Source organism: Amycolatopsis orientalis DSM 40040 = KCTC 9412, from assembly GCF_000478275.1.
In the GTDB taxonomy this organism is placed as follows: Bacteria; Actinomycetota; Actinomycetes; order Mycobacteriales; family Pseudonocardiaceae; genus Amycolatopsis; species Amycolatopsis orientalis.
The window spans coordinates 155,504-173,382 of the sequence record NZ_ASJB01000015.1 but is presented as its reverse complement, the minus strand read 5'-3'; the positions used below and the strand labels follow the sequence as shown (position 1 = coordinate 173,382).

The window sequence follows — 17,879 nt, the reverse complement described above, 5'->3', positions numbered from 1 at the left end:
CCCGGCCCGGGTACAGCGATCGTGAAGGAGGCCCGGCATGGCACTCGAACTCCGGCTCGACGGCGCCGTGGTGCTGGTGACCGGTGGGGTACGCGGCGTCGGCGCCGGTGTCACCAGGACTTTTCTGCGTGCCGGCGCCGAAGTCGTCACCTGTGCCCGCACCGAACCCGAGCGGCCGGTCCGCGACGGCGGCCGGGCGTCGACGTTCATCTCCTGCGACGTCCGCGACGCGGGCGAGGTCGACGCGCTCTTCGAGGAGATCCTCCGCCGTCACGGCAGGCTCGACGTCGTCGTCAACAACGCGGGCGGCGCCCCGTACGCCGAGGTGGCGAACGCGTCGCCGCGGTTCCACGAAAAGGTGATCGGGCTGAACCTGGTGGCACCGCTGACCGTCGCTCGGGCGGCGAACGCGATCATGCAGCGGCAGGAATCCGGCGGCGCCATCGTGAACATCAGCAGCGTCAGCGGGACGAGACCGTCGCCGGGGACGGCTTCCTACGGTGCGGCGAAAGCGGGCCTGGACAACCTCACCGCGACACTGGCTGTGGAGTGGGCGCCAAAGGTGCGGGTCAACGCGCTCGACGTCGGCATGGTCCGGACGGAGCACACGCATCTGCATTACGGCGACGAGGCCGGGATCGCGGCGGTGGGCGCGACCGTCCCGTTAGGACGGTTGGCGGAACCGGACGAGATCGGTTCCTGCGCGGTGTTCCTGGCCTCGCCGCTGGCCTCCTATGTCAGCGGCGCCTGCCTGGCCGTGCACGGCGGGGGAGAGGCACCCGCCTTCTTGGCCGCTTCGAATTCCCAAACCGAACGAAAGGAGCCGGTGTGAGCGGGATCGCCGACGGCCGGATCGTGGTGGTGACCGGCGCCGGTCGTGGCATCGGGCGGGCGCACGCGCTCGCGTTCGCCGCCGAGGGCGCGCGAGTGGTGGTGAACGACCTCGGCGCCGGGGTCGACGGCAGCGGCGGTTCGGCCGGACCCGCGCAGGACGTCGTCGACGAGATCGAGGCGCTCGGCGGGAAGGCGGTCGCGAACACCGAGGACGTCGCTTCGTGGGAGGGCGCCGAGGCGCTGGTGCGAACCGCCGTCGAAGCGTTCGGCGGGCTCGACGTCCTGGTCAACAACGCCGGTTTCCTGCGCGACCGGATGCTGGTCAACCTCGGCGAGGACGAATGGGACGCGGTCATCCGTGTCCACCTCAAAGGCCATTTCGCGCCGACGCGGCACGCCACCGCGTACTGGCGCGCGGAGGCGAAGGCAGGCCGGACGCGGGTGGCGCGGGTGATCAACACCAGTTCCGGCGCCGGGTTGCTCGGCAGTGTCGGGCAGGGGAACTACGCGGCCGCGAAGTCGGGGATCCTGGGACTCACCCTCGTCGCCGCCACGGAATTCGCGCGTTACGGCGTCACCGTGAACGCGATCGCCCCGGCCGCCAGGACCAGGATGACCGAGGAGGCCTTCGCCGAAGACATGGCCGCGCCGGTGGACGGATTCGACGCCATGGCCCCGGAAAACGTGTCGCCGCTGGTGGTCTGGCTCGGCAGCGAGGAGTCGTCCGGGGTGACCGGCCGGGTGTTCGAGGTCGACGGCGGCCGCGTCTCGATCGCGCAGGGCTGGCGGCATGGGACGGTGCGGGACAAGGGATCCCGGTGGTCACCGGCCGAACTCGGCCCGGTGGTGGCCGAACTGCTGGCCGATGCCCCCGTCCCCGAACCCGTCTACGGCGCCTAGCCCACGTGCCTCGTGAGTGGTAATGACGGTTCTAACCGTCATTACCACTCACGAGGCTTGACCGGCTCCGGGCAAAGTCGTCTGGCCGCCGGTCAGGTGAGTCGCGAGCGGGACGGGGAAGATTGCGGCCGTGGGACGGCCGGAATCTTCCCCGCTCGGTTGCCGGTCCACAGGTCGTGATCGGCACGGGCTTGAGACCGGGTGCCCCGTCCGACGATGTGGGAAATCAGGACACTCACCGTCCCGATTCCTACATCGTCGAACCCGGTAGCCCGCCGACTTCGCCGAGACCCTGACTTTCAGGGCAGGGAAGGAGGCCTTCACGGACCGGGGCTTGGATAAGCCGCCGCCCGCATAGGCACCTAAGACACGGTTGGCTACCGCTCACGAGCCTTCCGCGTCCCGGGTGAGGTCCCGGACCTCGGGGAGCGGCTCGAAACCCGCCGACTTGTAGGTCGCGACGGCGGCGACGTTGGAACTCGGCGTGGCCACGGCCGCACTCGACGAACCGAGTTCCCGGAGCGCGCCCGCCGCGGCGACACTGATCGCCTTGCCGTACCCGTGCCCGCGATGGTCCCGGTGCACGCCCATCGGCTCGAGTATCCCGGGCTTGCCCCGCCCGGCGGACCACACCGCGACCGCCGCGGCGGCGTCGCCCCGGTCGTCGTACGCGACCAGGCAGCGGGCGTCGGCGTACGCCGATCCGGACGCCATCGCGGTCCACCGTTCCAGCGAGAACGTCGATCCGTCGAACGACGCCCGGATCACGGCGGCCCACACCTGCCCCTGGTCCGGCCCGATCACCTCGATCCGCACGCCCGGATCCTTCACCGGCTCGGTGAGGTCGAGACGCAGCGGCGTCCACGGCTCGTCGAGGTACCAGCCCCGCTCGGGCAACAGGTCCTGGATCAGCGCGTCCTTCGGTGCCTCGATGAACACCTTCCCGGCAGGCAGCACTCCGCGTTCCGGCTCGATCACGTCCTCGGCCAGCCGCCGCGCCAGCTCTTCGTCCCGGCGCGCGTCGGGATCGGTCGTCAGGCGCAGCAGGTCCGCTCCGTCCAGCAGGCCGACGGCGAGGATCCGGCCGTCCCGGCGCCAGATCCGGACCGCCGCGGCCGTCGCCTCGGCCCCGAACCGCCGGAACCAGCCCAGGTCACCCGCATGCAGCTGCCACGCCGTGCCCTCCCGCTGCCACTCCCGCAGTACGGCCACGGCCTCGTCCAGCCCGTCGGCTCCCGGCTTTTCCACGATGATCGCCATGGTCGTGATCAGACACCACGGCGGACGGGCTCGCATCCGGTTTTCGGTGCGGCCAAGATGGAGGAGTGAAGTCACTTCAGCGCCGCCTCTGGGAGGCGGTCGAGCCGCTGCACGCCGTCGTCTACTTCGCCCCGGAAACGGCGGCCGCGGCCAAGGCCGTGGGCCTGCCGGGCTGGTGGATGGGCTATTTCGCCGGACGCGTCGCGCCGCTCGGCCCGCTGGCGGAACCACCTGTCACCGCGATGCTCTTCGGCTTCGCACCGCGGATGGTCGCGCGATCTTTGCCCGACGCCTGGAAATACGCAGAACCGGCCGCCGTGCTCCAGAGCCGGATGGAGGCCGTCGAGGCGGCCCTGGACCGGATCCTGCCCGCCGACGCGCCGCTGGAAGAACTCGCCGGACTGCTCGAACAGGCCGTCGCCGGCTGCGATCACGCGGCGAGGCCGCTCGCCGCCGCGTGGTCCTCGGTCGCCCGTCCCGCCGGACCGGCCGGGCGGGTCTGGCTCGCGGCGACGGTGCTGCGCGAGCATCGCGGGGACGGTCACGTGCTCTCCGCCGTCGCCGCCGGACTGCGCGGGCTCGACACGACGCTGACCCACATCGGCAGCGGGGCGGTGACCCGCGAGGTCGTCCAGGTCAACCGCGGCTGGTCCGACGACGAGTGGGACGAGAGCGTCGCACGGCTCCAGGCCAGGGGTGTCCTCGACGGCGATCTGGCCCTCACCGACTCGGGAATCGCGCTGCGCCAACGGATCGAGGACGAGACCGACCGGCTCGCCACCGGGCCGCTCGAAGCGCTCGGCGAGGACGGCGCGGCCGAGGTGGTGCGGTTGGCCGTCCCGTTGAGCCGCCGGATCTTCGACACCGGCGCGATCCCGCTGCCGAACCCGATGGGGGCGCCGCGGCCCTGACCGCTCGAAACTGTCGGACCCCGGTGGGATGCTGTGCGGCATGGCGACGTGGCAGCAGTTCAGTGAAGAGGCGCCCGAGCTGGCGGCGAAGATCAAGGAGCGGTTCACCGCGGCCAAATCGCATGTGCTGGCGACGGTCCGGCGGGACGGCTCGCCCAGGGTCAGTGGCAGTGAGGTCGATTTCCGTGAGCAGGATCTGCTGATCGGTTCGATGATCAACGCGATGAAGGCGAAGGACCTGCGACGGGACGGCAGGTTCGCGATCCACGCCGCCTCGGCGATCGACGAGGGCGGCGCGGACGCGAAGGTGTCGGGAAAGGCCGTCGAGATCACCGATCCGGCGGAGGTCGCCCGCCTGCAGGGCGACGACGGGGAGGCACACGTCTTCCGGCTCGACCTCACCGAGGCGGTGCTCACCTGGGTCGAGGGCGACACCATCTATTTCGACTTCTGGAAGGAGGGCCAGGGGAGCAAACGGCTCGCGAGGCCGGACAACGGTCCGGTGGTCGAGGTCGCCGCGGAGTAGACGCGAACCGGCGTGCTGAATGTCCACAAGGGACACTCGCTGACGGGTCACCTGCCGCGTACTGTGCGGGGCCGGCGGCGGTCGCGTCCGCCCACGCTAGATCCGCTCGATGATGGTGCCGGTGGAAAGCGCGCCACCGGCGCACATCGTCACCAGGGCGGTGCTCGCGTCGCGGCGTTCGAGTTCGTGCAGTGCCGTGGTCAGCAGCCGCGCGCCGGTACTGCCGACCGGATGTCCGAGGGCGATCGCGCCACCGTTCACGTTGACCTTGTCCTCGTCGGGCCGGTGCACCCGCTGCCACGACAACACAACCGAAGCGAAGGCCTCGTTGACTTCGAAGAGGTCGAGGTCGCCGATCGTCATCCCCGCCTTGGCCAGGACCCGTTCGGTCGACTGCACGGGGCCGTCGAGGTGGTAGTACGGCTCCGCGCCGACCAACGCCTGCGAGACGATCCGCGCCCGTGGTTTGAGGCCCAGTGCCTTGGCCCGGTCCGAGTCCATCAGGAGGAGCGCGGCCGCGCCGTCGGAGATCTGCGACGAGGTCCCGGCCGTGTGGACGCCGTCTTCGAGGACGGGCTTGAGCTTGGCGAGCCCTTCGACGGTCGTCTCGCGCAGGCCCTGGTCGCGGGCCACCAACCGGGTCTCCCCGGTCGGCGAGCCGTCTTCGCCGAGCACGGGTGCCTTCACCGCGACGACCTCGCGATCGAAGTGCCCGGCCGCCCACGCGGCGGCGGCCTTGGCCTGCGAGGCCGTCCCGAAGCGGTCGACGTCGAGGCGGGTGATCCCGCGCCGTCGCGCGATCCGTTCGGCCGCGCCATACTGGTTCGGCATGTCGATCGACCACGACGCGGGCCGTGGCGTGCCGATGCCCTCACCGCGGTTCGCGCCCAGCGGCACCCGGCTCATCGCTTCGACGCCGCAGGAGACGCCGGCGTCGATCGCCCCGGCCGCGATCAGTCCGGCGATCAGATGCGTCGCCTGCTGCGCCGAGCCGCACTGGGCGTCGATCGTGGTCGCGCCGGTGGTCTCGGGCAGCCCGGCGTGCAGCCAGGCCGTCCGCGTGATGTTGCCTGCCTGCTCGCCTGCCTGGGTCACGGCACCGCCGATCGCCTGCTCGACCAGTGCGGGATCCAGGCCCGCGCGGTCGAGCAGGGCACGCTGTGCCGCGCCGAGGATCTCGGCGGCGTGCAGCCCCGCGAGGTGGCCCCCGCGCTTGCCGATGGGGGTGCGGACCGCCTCGACGATCACCGGACTACCCACGTTCGCCTCCCGGATAACACTGTTCACTACCGAAAAAGTAGAACACGTTCTTGATTTGAGCAAGTCATCCCAGGGTCGACTCGTTTTTGATCACTGGTCGCGGTTACCGCTCCTGGCTGGGATTCCATGATCCCGCTCGGGTGAGTTAACGGGTTTCACTGAAAACTCTTCACTTGGTAAACGCCGTATGCTTCAATCGGGGTTAGAACGTGTTTCATTGGCGAACCGCGTAGGAGGTAGCCCGTGGCCGCTCCCCTGATCCCCGCCGGTTTCGATTTCACCGATCCGGATCTGTACGCCACCAGACTGCCTCTGGCCGAGTTCGCCGAACTCCGCCGCACGGCACCGGTCTGGTGGAACCCGCAGCCGCACAACACCGCGGGCTTCCGCGACGACGGCTACTGGGTGGTCAGCCGGCTCGACGACGTCAAGGCGGTGTCGAGGGACAGCGAGCTGTTCTCCTCCCGGGAGAAGACCGCGATCATCCGCTTCGACGAGAACATGACCGACGACAGTCTCGAAGCCAACCGGCTCGTCCTCCTCAACATGGACGCCCCGCAGCACACGAAACTGCGCCGGATCGTCTCGAAGGGCTTCACGCCGAGGTCGATCGCGAAACTCGAGGACACCCTGCGCGACCGTGCGGAGCGGATCGTCAGCGAGGCCAAGAAAAAGGGTAGCGGGGACTTCGTCGCCGACGTCGCCTGCGAACTTCCGTTGCAGGCCATCGCCGAACTGATCGGCATCCCGCAGGAAGACCGCCTCAAGGTCTTCGACTGGTCCAACCAGATGGTCGCCTACGACGATCCCGAGTACGAGGTCGAACCGCTCGCCGCGTCCGCGGAGATCGTCGGCTACGCCTGGAACATGGCCGAAGAACGGCGCAAATGCCCGATGGACGACATCGTCACGAAGCTGGTCCAGGCCGACGTCGACGGTGAATCGCTGGCCTCGGACGAATTCGGTTTCTTCGTCATCCTGCTGGCCGTCGCGGGCAACGAGACGACGCGCAACGCGATCACCCACGGCATGAAGGCGTTCCTCGACCACCCCGACCAGTGGGAGCTGTACAAGAAGGAACGGCCGAAGACCGCGCCGGACGAGATCGTCCGCTGGGCCACCCCCGTGGTCGCCTTCCAGCGCACCGCGACCCGCGACACCGAACTCGGCGGGCAGCACATCCGCAAGGGCGACCGGGTCGGCATGTTCTACAGCTCCGCGAACTTCGACCCGGACCACTTCGACGAGCCGGAGAAGTTCGACATCCTCCGCGAGGACAACCCGCACGTCGGGTTCGGCGGCACGGGCTCGCACTACTGCATCGGCGCGAACCTCGCCCGGCTGGAGATCGACCTGATCTTCAACGCCATCGCCGACGTCATGCCGGACATCAGCGAAGCTGCCCCGCCCGACCGGCTCCGGTCGAGCTGGCTCAACGGGATCAAGCACTACCAAGTGCGCTATGCCTGACAACACGGCCTGACAACACAGCCTGACCGGACGGCCTGATCGGCCCGGACCGGCGCGGTGGGGCACCATGGGGTCATGGGTCCCCACGTGCAGGTCGACGTCGAAATGTCCTTCCGGGTCACGAAACCCGGTCCCGCCGCGTTCGTGGTCGCCCTCGCCGGCGGGGCCGATCAGGAGGAGTTCGCCTATCCCGCGCCGCCGCGCCAGGTGGCGTTCGAACACGGGACCCGGGCGCAGGTCGTCGATCTGCCGCCCGGGGAGCATGTCGTGCGGTACCGGGCCGCACGCGCCTTCGGCCCCGCCGCGGCCGAGCCCGTCGGCATGGAGGACCTCATCCGCTACACCCGGCCGAGCCGGTACTGCCCCTCGGACCGGATGGGCGGGCTCGCGCTGTCGCGCTTCGGCGACCTGCCCGACGCACGTGCCAAGGTCGAGGCGATCGTCCGGCACGCGGGCGAGCATCTGTCCTATGTGGTCGGTTCCGGTTCGCCGACCGACGACGCCGTCGACACCTATCTCGCCGGTGAAGGGGTTTGCCGCGACTACGCGCACGTCTGCATCTCACTGTGCCGCGTGCTCGACATCCCCGCCCGGTTCACCGCGGTCTACGCGCCGGGACTGTCCCCAATGGACTTCCACGCCGTGTTCGAGGCCGCGATCGACGGCCACTGGTACGTGTTCGACGCCACCGGACTCGCGCCGAGGCAGAGCCTGAGCCGGATCGCGACCGGACGGGACGCCGCCGACACCGCGTTCCTCTCCACCCTCGGCTGTGAGCTGGACTTTCTCGGCAACACCGTCCTGGCGACCGCGGGTCCTTCGCTGCCCGAGGATGACGGTTCGGAGCTGATCGCGCTCGCGTGATCGCGTGTTGCCCACGAGCTGTGACCTCACTGAGGTAGACAGTCCGTGTGAGGGAGAAGCAGGCACCGACGAAATGGCAGCGGCTGCGCGCCCGCTACCGCTGGCTGGACCACGTGGCGCGGGCGGTGAACCGCTACATCGAGTACGGCGGTTACCACTACGTCGCCTCGATCACGTATTTCAGCCTGTTCTCGCTGGTGCCCATCCTCATGGTCGCGGCGTCGGTGGCCGGCTTCGTGCTGGCGAGCCAGCCGCAGGTGATCGAGTCGATGCTGAACGCGATCACCGGCACGCTGCCCGGCGGCCTCGGCGACAAGGCGGGGGAACTGCTCACCGGATTCGTGGAGCAACGCACCAGCGTCGGGGTCATCGGTCTGGTGATCGGGCTCTACTCCGGCTGGAACTGGATGAACGCGCTGCGGGACGCCCTCACCGCGCTGTGGGGCCAGAACCGGTCGGATCTCCCGCTGCTGCGCACCATCGCCGCGGACCTGCTCGCGCTGCTCGGCCTCGCGTCAGCGCTACTGGTGTCCTTCGCCATCACCATTTCCGGCTCCGCGCTCGGCCGCTACCTACTGGGACTGGCCGGGGTCGACGACACCGCATGGGGACACAACGTCCTTTCGGCGATCTCGATCCCGCTCGCGTTGCTGGCCAACTGGCTCGTGTTCCTCTGGGTGCTCACCCGGCTGCCGCGGAAACCGGTCGGGGTCCGCAGCGCGATGCGCGGCGCGGTCGCCCTGGCACTCGGCTTCGAACTGCTGAAACAGGCCGGTGGGATCTACCTGCGCTTGATCGGCAATTCGCCGACGGGGGTCGCGTTCGGCTCCATCATCGGTCTCATCTTCTTCATCTCGCTGGTCGCCAGGATGCTGGTGTTCGTCACGGCGTGGACGGCGACCGCGCGCGACGCGCCCCCGGAGCCGGTCCGCCCACCGCCTCCCGTGGTGGTCCGGCCCGTGGTGGCGCCGCCCGATCGGCACGGGCTCAAACCGATGCTCGTCGGTGCGGTGACCGGGGTGGTCGCCACCCTCGTCGCACAACGTCTCCGCCCGCGCCGCCGCTCCTGACTCCGCGCGCGGCGGGGCTCAAGAGCCCGGCTTCGCCGAGCCCACCACCCACATCGAGAAGAACTGCGAACCGCCGCCGTACGCGTGCCCGAGCGCGACGCGCGCGCCGTCGACCTGGTAGTCCCCGGCCCGCCCCATCACCTGTTTGGCCGCCTCGGAGAACCGGAGCATCCCGGACGCGCCGATCGGGTTCGACGACAGCACCCCGCCGGAGGGGTTGACCGGCAGCCGCCCGCCGAGCGCGGTCTCGCCCGCCTCGGTGAGCTTCCAGCCTTGACCCTCGTCAGTGAACCCGAGGTTCTCCAGCCACATCGGCTCGAACCACGAGAAGGGCACGTAGATCTCGGCGGTGTCCACTTCGGACAGTGGATCGGTGATCCCCGCCGCCCGCCACAACGCGGCGGCGGCGTCGCGGCCCGCCCGCGGGTTGACCTGGTCGCGACCGGCGAACGTCGTCGGCTCGGTCCGCATCGCGGTCGCGTGGATCCACGCCGCGCCACCGGGAACCGCGTCGCCGGCGGCCTCGTCACCGATCACCATCGCGCAGGCGCCGTCCGAGGACGGGCAGGTCTCGTCGTAACGGATCGGATCCCACAGCATCTGCGAAGCCCGCACCGATTCCACCGTGATGTCGGACTGCCGCAGGTGGGCATAGGGATTCAGGGCCCCGTTACGCCGGTCCTTGGCCGCGACGATCGCGCCGACATGGTCGGGCGCGCCGGACCGCCGGATGTAGGAGCGCACGTGCGGCGCGAAGTACCCGCCCGCCCCGGCGCCCACCGGCATCTGGAACGGCGGAAGGATCGACAGTCCCCACATCGCGTTCGATTCGGACTGTTTCTCGAAGGCGACCGTCAGTACCCGCTGGTGTACCCCGGCCTGCACCAGCGACGTCGCCACGAGCGCGGTCGACCCGCCGACCGAACCCGCGGTGTGCACGCGCAGCAAGGGTTTCCCGGTCGCGCCGAGCGCGTCGGCGAGGAACAGTTCGGGCATCATCACGCCCTCGAACAGATCCGGCGCCTTGCCGAGGACGACGGCGTCGATGTCGTCCCAGCCGGTCCCGGCGTCGAGCATCGCCCGGTCGATCGCTTCCCGGAGCAGCCCGGGCATCGACACGTCGGTGCGCTTGGCCTTGTGGTGCGTCTGGCCGGTTCCCAGTACGGCCGCGAGGTGCTTCACGAGAGGACCTCCAAGGTCGCGACCAGGTTCTGCTGCAGGACGGGGCCGCTGGTCGCGTGGGCGAGGGTCTTGCGCGCGCTGCCGTCGAGGATGCGGTTCGCCGCCTCGCCGATGCGGGCCAGCCCGGCGGAGAACATCGGATTGCCGGTCAGCACGCCGCCCGAGGGGTTGATCCGCACCCGCTCGTCCAGGCCCAGCGCGTCGCGCAGGATCAGTTCCTGGTGGGTGAACGGCGCGTGCAGTTCGGCCAGTTCGACGCCGTCGAGGTCGAGCGCCCGGGCGGCGGCCACTGTGGACGGTGACCGGGTGAGGTCCCGTACGCCGAGCGCGGGGGAGTCGACCCGGTGCTCGATCCCGGTGATCACCGCCGGGCTGTCGGCGAGGTCCGCCGCCCGCTCGGCCGAAGCGAGCACGATGACGGCCGCGCCGTCGGTGACCGGGGCGATGTCGTGTGCCCGCAAGGGATCCGCGAAGTAGGGGGTGTCGAGGAGTTCGGCGACCTCGGCCGTCCCGGAGAACTGCGCGGCGGGATTCGCGGCGGCGTCGGCACGGCTGCGCGCGGCGACCTCGGCGAGGTCCTTTTCGGACCACAGCCCGGCTTCGAGGCCGAGTCTGGCCTGGATCCCGGCGACACTCACCGAGTCCGGCCACAGCGGCGCGACGACGTAGGGGTCCATCTGCAGCGCGAGCACGCGCCGGAGCTGCCCGGCCGAAGACTTGCCGAAACCGTAGACGAGCGCCGTTTCGACCTCGCCCATCCGGATCTTCAGCCACGCTTCGTAGAGCGCCCAGGCGGCGTCCATCTCGACGTGCGACTCGTGGATGGGCGGGAAGGCGCCGATGGCGTCGACAGCGGCGATGAAGGAGAACGCGCGGCCGGCGAGGTAGTCCGAGGAGCCCGAGCACCAGAATCCGATGTCCTCTTTGGATAGACCGGTTCCGGCGAGTACCTCGGCGAAGATCGGCACCAGCATTTCCACGCCATTGGTGGTGCCCTGGGTGCGGCGGACGTTGGGGGCCTGGGCGAAACCCACTACGGCGACATCTGGCACTGTGGTCCTCACAGATGGTGGGCGAAGGATTCGTAGGGCGCGTCCGGCTCGCCGGTCGGCTCGAAATGGCCGATGTTCTCCAGCGACGTCCACCATTCGTCGGCCGGTTTCCAGGCGGCGCGCACGCGCATGCCCATCCGGACGTCGGCGGCGTCGCAGCCGAGGACCAGGTGCAGGAACGCGATGTCCGCGCCGTCGAGCAGGATGTACGCCGCCACGTAGGGCGGTTTGATCCGCTGGCCGAGGAACGGCACGTTCACGATGCAGAACGTGGTGACGATGCCGGTGTCGGGGAGTTCGACCTCGTCGGTGGTCGGCACGCCGTCGGTGGGGCAGGCGCCGCGCGGCGGGATGTAGACCTTGTCGCACGACGGGCAACGCTGGCCGATCAGCTTCCCTTCGGCGAGCCCGCGCAGGTACCGGCTCTCCTCCGGTGACGCGGAATGCTCGTAACGCAGGTGGATCGGCGTGATCACCACGCTGACCGGCGCGCCCTCCTCGCGTTTCGCGATCGGGGGAGGCGTCTCGGTGAGTTCGGTGTCGGGTCCGTCGGCGGGGACGAAGTAGGCGATGTCGCGGATGTGCCCGACCGTCTCGTCCGCCCAGCGGATCCGCACCCGTTGCCCGGTGTGGACTCCTTCGGGGGAGCCGGCGTCGACAGCGTGCAGGATCGCGGTGTCGGCGCCGTCGAGCCGGATCAGCGCCCACGCGAACGGCCGCGACAGGGGCTGGCCGTCGAGCGGTTCGGCGATCCAGGACCAGGACACGATCTCGCCCTCGTCGGCGACCGGCACGAACTCGGACAGCGCCTCGGCGGTCACGGGGTCGTATTCCAGTGGCGGCACGTGGACGCGGCCGTCGCTGCCCCGGACGCCTTCGACGCGGCGCTCGCGCAGGGCGTTGACGAACCGGCCGAGTACCGGGCCGACTGAACGCGTGTAGTCGAAGCCCACGTTGAGCGGGGCCGACAGCGGGAGTTCTGGTGCACTCACGACTTGAGTGAAACACGTTCTCGATTTCTCGGCAAGATCGGCCATCTGGGCCTCCCTGACGGTTGCCCTTGAGTGAAACGCGTTCTAGATTTGCGCGTATGTCGACAGCCACGGGGACACTTGGGGTCTGGAATATCGCCGCGCAGGAGCCGGAGCGGGTAGCGCTCGTCGATCCGGACGGCCGTTCGATCGGCTACGGAGAGCTCGCCGCGAAGGCGAACGCGTACGCCCGGGGCCTGCAGGCGCTCGGGCTCGAGGCCGGGGACGTGGTCGTCGTCCTGCAGCCCAACGGCGACGAACTCGTGGCCGCCTACTTCGCCGCCATCCAGTCCGGTCTGTACATCGTGGTGGTCAACTGGCATCTGGTCGGGCCGGAGGTCGCCTACATCCTTTCCGACAGCGGCGCCAAGGCGTTCCTCGCGCACGAACGGTTCGCCGACGTCGCGATCGCGGCCGCCGACGAGGCGGGGATCCCGGAGCGGGGACGGTTCGCCGTCGGCGACGTCGAGGGCTTCCGCCGGATCGAGGAACTCGGCTCTGGCGAAGGCGACGGCCGCCCGGAGCGGCGCACGGCCGGCTCGCCGATGCTCTACACGTCCGGGACCACCGGGCGGCCCAAGGGTGTCCGTCGTCCCTTGAGCGGCGCCGATCCCGACGAAGTCCCTGGCGCGTCGACGTGGTTCTTCGGGATCTTCGGACTGGCGCCGCACGACGATCACGTGCATCTGTGCGGATCGCCGCTGTATCACACGGCCGTGCTCAACTTCGTCGCGATCTCCCTGCAGCTGGGGCATACCGCGGTGCTGATGGACCGCTGGGACGCCGAGGAGATGCTGCGGCTGATCGAGCGGCACCGCGTCACGCACAGCCATATGGTGCCGACGCAGTTCCGGCGCCTGCTCGCGCTGCCGGACGACGTCCGGGCGGCCTACGACCTGAGTTCGCTGCGCGTGATGATCCACGGCGCCGCGCCCTGTCCGCTCGAGGTCAAACGCCGGATGCTCGACTGGTGGGGGCCGGTCGTCACCGAGTACTACGCGGCCACCGAGGGCGGCGGCACGGCGATCTCGGGGGAGGAATGGCTCAAGAAACCGGGTTCGGTGGGGCTGCCGTGGCCGGGTTCGACGATCAAGATCCTCGACGACGAGGGCAGGGAACTGCCCGCCGGCGAGACCGGGACCGTCTACATGAAGATGGGCGACTCGAAGTTCGAGTATCACAAAGACCGGGCTAAGACCGACAAGGCGCGGGTCGGGGACCTGTTCACCCTCGGCGACGTCGGCCATCTCGACGAGGACGGGTACCTCTTCCTGCACGACCGCAAGGCCGATCTGATCATTTCCGGCGGGGTCAACATCTATCCGGCGGAGATCGAAGGCGAACTGGTGATGCACCCGAAGATCGCCGACGTCGCCGTGTTCGGCGTCCCGCATGAGGACTGGGGTGAGGCGATCAAGGCCGTCGTACAGCCCGCCGACGGTGTCGAGCCGTCCGACGAGCTGACCGCGGAGATCCTCGAGTACGCGGCGTCCCGGCTGGCGAAGTTCAAACTCCCGCGTTCGGTCGACTACCTGCCCGAACTGCCGCGCGACCCCAACGGGAAGCTCTACAAGCGCAAGCTGCGCGACCCGTACTGGGCCGGTCACCGCGTCCCCTGACCCCGCATTTAGTCCTCTGGATGCGGTAGTTGCGCACGCAACCACCGCATCCAGAGGACTAAATGCATGAGGGGGCGAGGGTGGCGGGGGTCAGCGGCCCCGGAAGACGGGCTTGCGCTTCTCGGCGAAGGCGCGGGGGCCTTCCTTCGCGTCTTCGCTCGCGAAGACCTCGATGCCGTACTGGGCGTCGAGCTTGAAGGCCTCCTCCTCGTGCATGCCCTCGGTGTCACGCATCGTCTTGAGGATCGCGCGGACCGCGAGCGGCCCGTTCGCGGCGATCAGCCCGGCCAGTTCCATGGCCTTGTCGAGCGCCTTCCCGTCCGGGACGACGTGGCCGATCAGGCCGATTTCCAGCGCCTCGGCCGCGGTGATATGCCGTCCGGTCAGCAGCAGGTCGGCGGCGACGGTGTACGGGATCTGGCGGGGGAGCCGGACGGCCGAACCGCCCATCGGGAACAGGCTCCACCGCGCCTCGGACACGCCGAACCTCGCGCTCTCGCCCGCGACACGCAGATCCGTCCCCTGCAGGATCTCCGTCCCGCCCGCGATCGCCGCGCCTTCGACGGCCGCGATCAACGGCTTCGTCAGCCGTCGTCCCTTGAGCAGGCCTTCGATCCGGCTGGGGTCGAACGTGCCCTTCTCGAACGAGTCACTCGGCGAGTTCTTCGACATCGACTTCAGGTCCGCGCCCGCGCAGAACGCGCCGCCGGCGCCGGTGAGCACGCAGCACCGGATGTCGTCGTCGGAGTCGACACGGTTCCACGCCTCGACCATGATCCCGAGCATCTCGCCGCTGAGCGCGTTGCGGGCCTCCGGCCGGTTCATCGTGACCACGAGGGTGTGGCCGATCTTCTCGACCAGCGCGTGCGGTTCGCCCACCAGAGCCTCCACTGACCCCATCGATTTCCCTGTAACAGCCACCATTGCCCAGAACGATAACATGTTCTACTTTGAGGGAGTGGCACTCAACATCGCGGATCTACTCGAGCACGCCGTCGACGCCGTGCCGGAGCGCATCGCGGTCGTCTGTGGCGATCGGCGGGTCACCTTCGCCGAACTGGAAGAGCGCGCCAACCGGCTGGCGCACCATCTCGCCGCACACGGCGTGGGAGCTGGAGCCCACATCGGTGTCTATTCCCGGAACTCGATCGAAGCCCTGGAATCGATGATCGCCGCGTACAAGCTGCGCGCGATCGCGATCAACGTCAACTACCGCTACGTCCACGGCGAGCTGCGGTACCTGTTCGACAACGCCGACCTCGTGGCGCTGATCCACGAGCGCGGCTACTCGGACAAGGTCGCGGCCGTCCTGCCGGAAACGCCGAAACTGAAACACGTTGTCGTTGTCGACGACGGGAGTGACGGCGACTATTCGTCCTACGGCGGCGTGGACTACGAGGCCGCGCTCGCCGAAGGCTCACCCGAGCGCGACTTCGCCGAGCGCAGCGCCGACGACATCTACATCCTCTACACCGGCGGGACCACCGGGTATCCGAAGGGCGTCCTGTGGCGTCACGAGGACATCTGGCGCGCGCTCGGCGGCGGCATCAACTTCGTCACCGGCGAGTACGTCCCGGACGAATGGACGCTCGCCGAACAGGGCAAGTCGGGCAGCCTGGTCCGGCTCCCGGCCGCGCCCCTGATCCACGGCGCCGCGCAGTGGGCCGCCTTCGGCGCGCTGTTCACCGGCAGCCCGGTCGTGTTCGTGCCGCGGTTCGACGCGCACGAGATCTGGAAAGCCGTGCAGGACAACAAGGTCCAGGTGCTCACCATCGTCGGCGACGCGATGGCGCGGCCGCTGATCGACGCCTACCGCGAGGGCGACTACGACGCGTCGTCGATCGTCGCGGTGTCGAGCCACGCCGCCCTGTTCTCCCAGTCGGTGAAGCAGGAATTCCTGGCGATGCTCCCGAACGTGGTGATCACCGACGCGATCGGCTCCTCCGAAAGCGGGTTCACCGGTATCGGCATGGTCAGCAAGGATTCCGATCATTCCGCCGGTCCCCGGGTCAGCTTCGGCAAGGACGCGATCCTGGTGGACGACGACGGCGGGCTCGTCGACCCGAAGCCCGGCGCGATCGGGTTGATCGCGCGCCGCGGTCACGTCCCCCTCGGCTACTACAAGGATCCCGCCAAGACCGAGAAGATCTTCATCGAGGTCGACGGCAAGCGGTACGTCGTTCCGGGTGACTACGCGCGCTACGAGGAAGACGGCACGGTGACCCTGCTCGGCCGGGGCTCGCAGTGTGTGAACACCGGCGGCGAAAAGGTGTACCCGGAGGAAGTCGAGGGTGCCCTGAAGTCACATCCGGACGTCTTCGACGCGCTCGTCATCGGCATCCCCGACGACCGGCTCGGCCAGCGGGTGGCCGCGGTGATCCAGCCGAGGTCCGGCCGGGAACTGGACTTCGCCGCGCTCGAAGCCCATGTGCGGACCGAGATCGCCGGGTACAAGGTGCCGCGCACCCTCTGGCTCGCCGAAGAGATCGGGCGTTCCCCCAGCGGGAAACCGGACTACCCCTGGGCTCAGCGCTACGCCTCAGAGCACGAGCCCATCAGCATCCAGCCCGCGTAAGAGCCAGTGGGCGGAGCTGAAGACGTAACTCGAAAAGCGACCGAAAGCGTGAACCCGCCTCGGCCGAAGGCCCCGCTATCGCGGTGGCAGGGCGCCCTCCTCATCTCGGTGAGGTGCATGGCGGGCCGCGCCCTGCCGACGTCGATCGCGGACGCGGGTTCACCAACAGGCACTAAGGAGTTTCATGCGCACGTCTCTGTGTGACCGGCTCGGGATCGACCTGCCGATCGTCGGGTTCACCCCGTCCGAACACGTCGCCGCGGCGATCAGCCGGGCGGGCGGGCTGGGCGTGCTGGGCTGTGTGCGGTTCAACGACGCCGCCGAACTCGACGCCGTCCTGTCCTGGATGGACGAGAACACCGGCGGCAAACCGTACGGCGTCGACATCGTGATGCCCGCCAAGATCCCGGCCGAGGGAACGTCGGTCGACCTCGCGAAGCTCATCCCGCAGGAGCATCGCGACTTCGTGGAGCGGACCCTGCGTGACCTCGCCGTGCCGCCGTTGCCGGACGACACCGACGAACGCGCCGGGGTGCTGGGCTGGCTGCATTCGGTCGCGCGGTCGCATGTCGAGGTCGCGCTGAAACACCCGATCCGCCTGATCGCCAACGCCCTCGGTTCACCGCCGGTGGACGTCATCGAGCAGTGCCACGCGAAGGGTGTGCCGGTCGCCGCGCTGGCGGGCAAGGCCGAACACGCCGTCCGGCACGTCGACAACGGCGTGGACATCGTTGTGGCGCAAGGCTATGAGGCGGGCGGGCACACCGGCGAGATCGCGTCGATGGTCCTGCTGCCCGAGGTCGTCGACGCGGTCGGTGACCGGGTGCCGGTGCTCGCCGCGGGCGGGATCGGCTCTGGGCGGCAGGTCGCGGCCGCGCTCGCGCTGGGCGCGTCCGGGGTGTGGATGGGCTCGTTCTGGCTCGCCACCGAGGAATACCTCCAGACCATGGGGGACTCCGAGGCGATGCAACGGGCACTGGTCGCGGCGGGTTCGTCCGACACCGTCCGGACGCGGATCTACACCGGCAAACCGGCGCGGCTGCTCAAGACGCGGTGGACCGAGGCGTGGGCCTCGCCCGACGCGCCCGAACCGCTGCCGATGCCACTGCAGAACCTGCTGGTTTCCCACGCGCACAACCGGATCCATCACGCGGCGGATCCGAGCGTGGTGTCGATGCCGGTGGGACAGATCGTCGGGCGGATGGACCGGGTGCGGCCGGTCGCCGACGTGATCGCGGAACTCGTTTCGGGGTACGAGGAAACACTGTCGCGTTTGGACAAAACCCGCTGAAGTGTCATAAGGGGTCCCCATAGGACGAGAATTG

General features: G+C 69.3%; 16 protein-coding genes. 10 read left to right on the top strand and 6 right to left on the bottom strand.

Going from position 1 to position 17,879, the window contains the following annotated elements; translation table 11 throughout:
• Positions 1-37 precede the first annotated feature (37 nt).
• Both L324_RS03205 and L324_RS03200 read left to right on the top strand, forming a co-directional pair.
• A complete protein-coding gene (locus L324_RS03205; protein ID WP_037303953.1) occupies positions 38-832 on the top strand; it encodes an SDR family oxidoreductase in 795 nt (264 codons plus the stop codon).
• On the top strand, positions 829-1,734 hold the full coding sequence (locus tag L324_RS03200) for an SDR family oxidoreductase (RefSeq protein ID WP_037303951.1): 906 nt from the start codon (positions 829-831) through the stop codon (positions 1,732-1,734). Before L324_RS03205 ends, L324_RS03200 begins: the two co-directional genes overlap by 4 nt.
• 384 nt (positions 1,735-2,118) lie before the next feature.
• Here L324_RS03200 and L324_RS03195 read toward each other — a convergent pair whose 3' ends face one another.
• Positions 2,119-2,994, bottom strand: a complete 876-nt coding sequence (locus L324_RS03195) for a GNAT family N-acetyltransferase (protein ID WP_037304443.1) — start codon at positions 2,992-2,994, stop codon at positions 2,119-2,121.
• Positions 2,995-3,059: 65 nt separating this feature from the next.
• On the opposite strand from L324_RS03195, the gene L324_RS03190 reads away from it, so the two are divergent.
• The gene (locus tag L324_RS03190; RefSeq protein ID WP_037303949.1) at positions 3,060-3,905 is read left to right on the top strand and encodes an SCO6745 family protein; all 846 of its coding nucleotides are present in this window, start codon (positions 3,060-3,062) and stop codon (positions 3,903-3,905) included.
• A gap of 40 nt (positions 3,906-3,945) precedes the next feature.
• Positions 3,946-4,431 (top strand): pyridoxamine 5'-phosphate oxidase family protein, encoded by a 486-nt coding sequence (locus L324_RS03185; protein WP_037304442.1) that lies wholly within the window; start codon positions 3,946-3,948, stop codon positions 4,429-4,431.
• 96 nt (positions 4,432-4,527) lie between these two features.
• On the opposite strand, the gene L324_RS03180 is transcribed toward L324_RS03185, so the two are convergent.
• Entirely contained in the window at positions 4,528-5,691 is a 1,164-nt protein-coding gene (locus tag L324_RS03180) for a steroid 3-ketoacyl-CoA thiolase (protein WP_037303948.1), read from the bottom strand.
• A gap of 243 nt (positions 5,692-5,934) precedes the next feature.
• Between L324_RS03180 and L324_RS03175 the strand changes: the two genes are divergently transcribed.
• From L324_RS03175 to L324_RS03165, 3 genes are all read left to right on the top strand, one after another.
• On the top strand, positions 5,935-7,161 hold the full coding sequence (locus tag L324_RS03175) for a cytochrome P450 (protein ID WP_037303945.1): 1,227 nt from the start codon (positions 5,935-5,937) through the stop codon (positions 7,159-7,161).
• A gap of 75 nt (positions 7,162-7,236) precedes the next feature.
• Positions 7,237-8,025, top strand: coding sequence for a transglutaminase-like domain-containing protein (locus L324_RS03170; RefSeq protein WP_037303943.1), 789 nt, complete (start codon positions 7,237-7,239; stop codon positions 8,023-8,025).
• A gap of 47 nt (positions 8,026-8,072) precedes the next feature.
• The gene (locus L324_RS03165) at positions 8,073-9,095 is read left to right on the top strand and encodes a YhjD/YihY/BrkB family envelope integrity protein (RefSeq protein WP_037303942.1); all 1,023 of its coding nucleotides are present in this window, start codon (positions 8,073-8,075) and stop codon (positions 9,093-9,095) included.
• 18 nt (positions 9,096-9,113) lie between these two features.
• On the opposite strand, the gene L324_RS03160 is transcribed toward L324_RS03165, so the two are convergent.
• The 3 genes from L324_RS03160 to L324_RS03150 are packed head-to-tail and all read right to left on the bottom strand — an operon-like array spanning position 9,114 to position 12,366.
• On the bottom strand, positions 9,114-10,277 hold the full coding sequence (locus tag L324_RS03160; protein ID WP_037303941.1) for a thiolase family protein: 1,164 nt from the start codon (positions 10,275-10,277) through the stop codon (positions 9,114-9,116).
• Positions 10,274-11,329, bottom strand: coding sequence for a thiolase family protein (locus L324_RS03155; RefSeq protein WP_037303940.1), 1,056 nt, complete (start codon positions 11,327-11,329; stop codon positions 10,274-10,276). The genes L324_RS03160 and L324_RS03155 overlap by 4 nt, the downstream gene beginning before the upstream one ends.
• Positions 11,330-11,337: 8 nt before the next feature.
• Positions 11,338-12,366, bottom strand: coding sequence for a Zn-ribbon domain-containing OB-fold protein (locus L324_RS03150; RefSeq protein WP_051173595.1), 1,029 nt, complete (start codon positions 12,364-12,366; stop codon positions 11,338-11,340).
• Positions 12,367-12,419: 53 nt separating this feature from the next.
• Between L324_RS03150 and L324_RS03145 the strand changes: the two genes are divergently transcribed.
• Positions 12,420-13,979, top strand: coding sequence for an acyl-CoA synthetase (locus L324_RS03145; RefSeq protein WP_037303938.1), 1,560 nt, complete (start codon positions 12,420-12,422; stop codon positions 13,977-13,979).
• Positions 13,980-14,069: 90 nt separating this feature from the next.
• Here L324_RS03145 and L324_RS03140 read toward each other — a convergent pair whose 3' ends face one another.
• Positions 14,070-14,858, bottom strand: a complete 789-nt coding sequence (locus tag L324_RS03140) for a crotonase/enoyl-CoA hydratase family protein (RefSeq protein WP_037304441.1) — start codon at positions 14,856-14,858, stop codon at positions 14,070-14,072.
• Positions 14,859-14,937: 79 nt separating this feature from the next.
• Between L324_RS03140 and L324_RS03135 the strand changes: the two genes are divergently transcribed.
• Together L324_RS03135 and L324_RS03130 are read left to right on the top strand one after the other, a co-directional pair.
• On the top strand, positions 14,938-16,554 hold the full coding sequence (locus L324_RS03135; protein ID WP_177342621.1) for an acyl-CoA synthetase: 1,617 nt from the start codon (positions 14,938-14,940) through the stop codon (positions 16,552-16,554).
• Between the two features lie 184 nt (positions 16,555-16,738).
• Positions 16,739-17,845: an NAD(P)H-dependent flavin oxidoreductase gene (locus L324_RS03130; protein ID WP_037303934.1), complete on the top strand. Its 1,107-nt coding sequence runs from the start codon at positions 16,739-16,741 to the stop codon at positions 17,843-17,845.
• Positions 17,846-17,879: the final 34 nt, after the last annotated feature.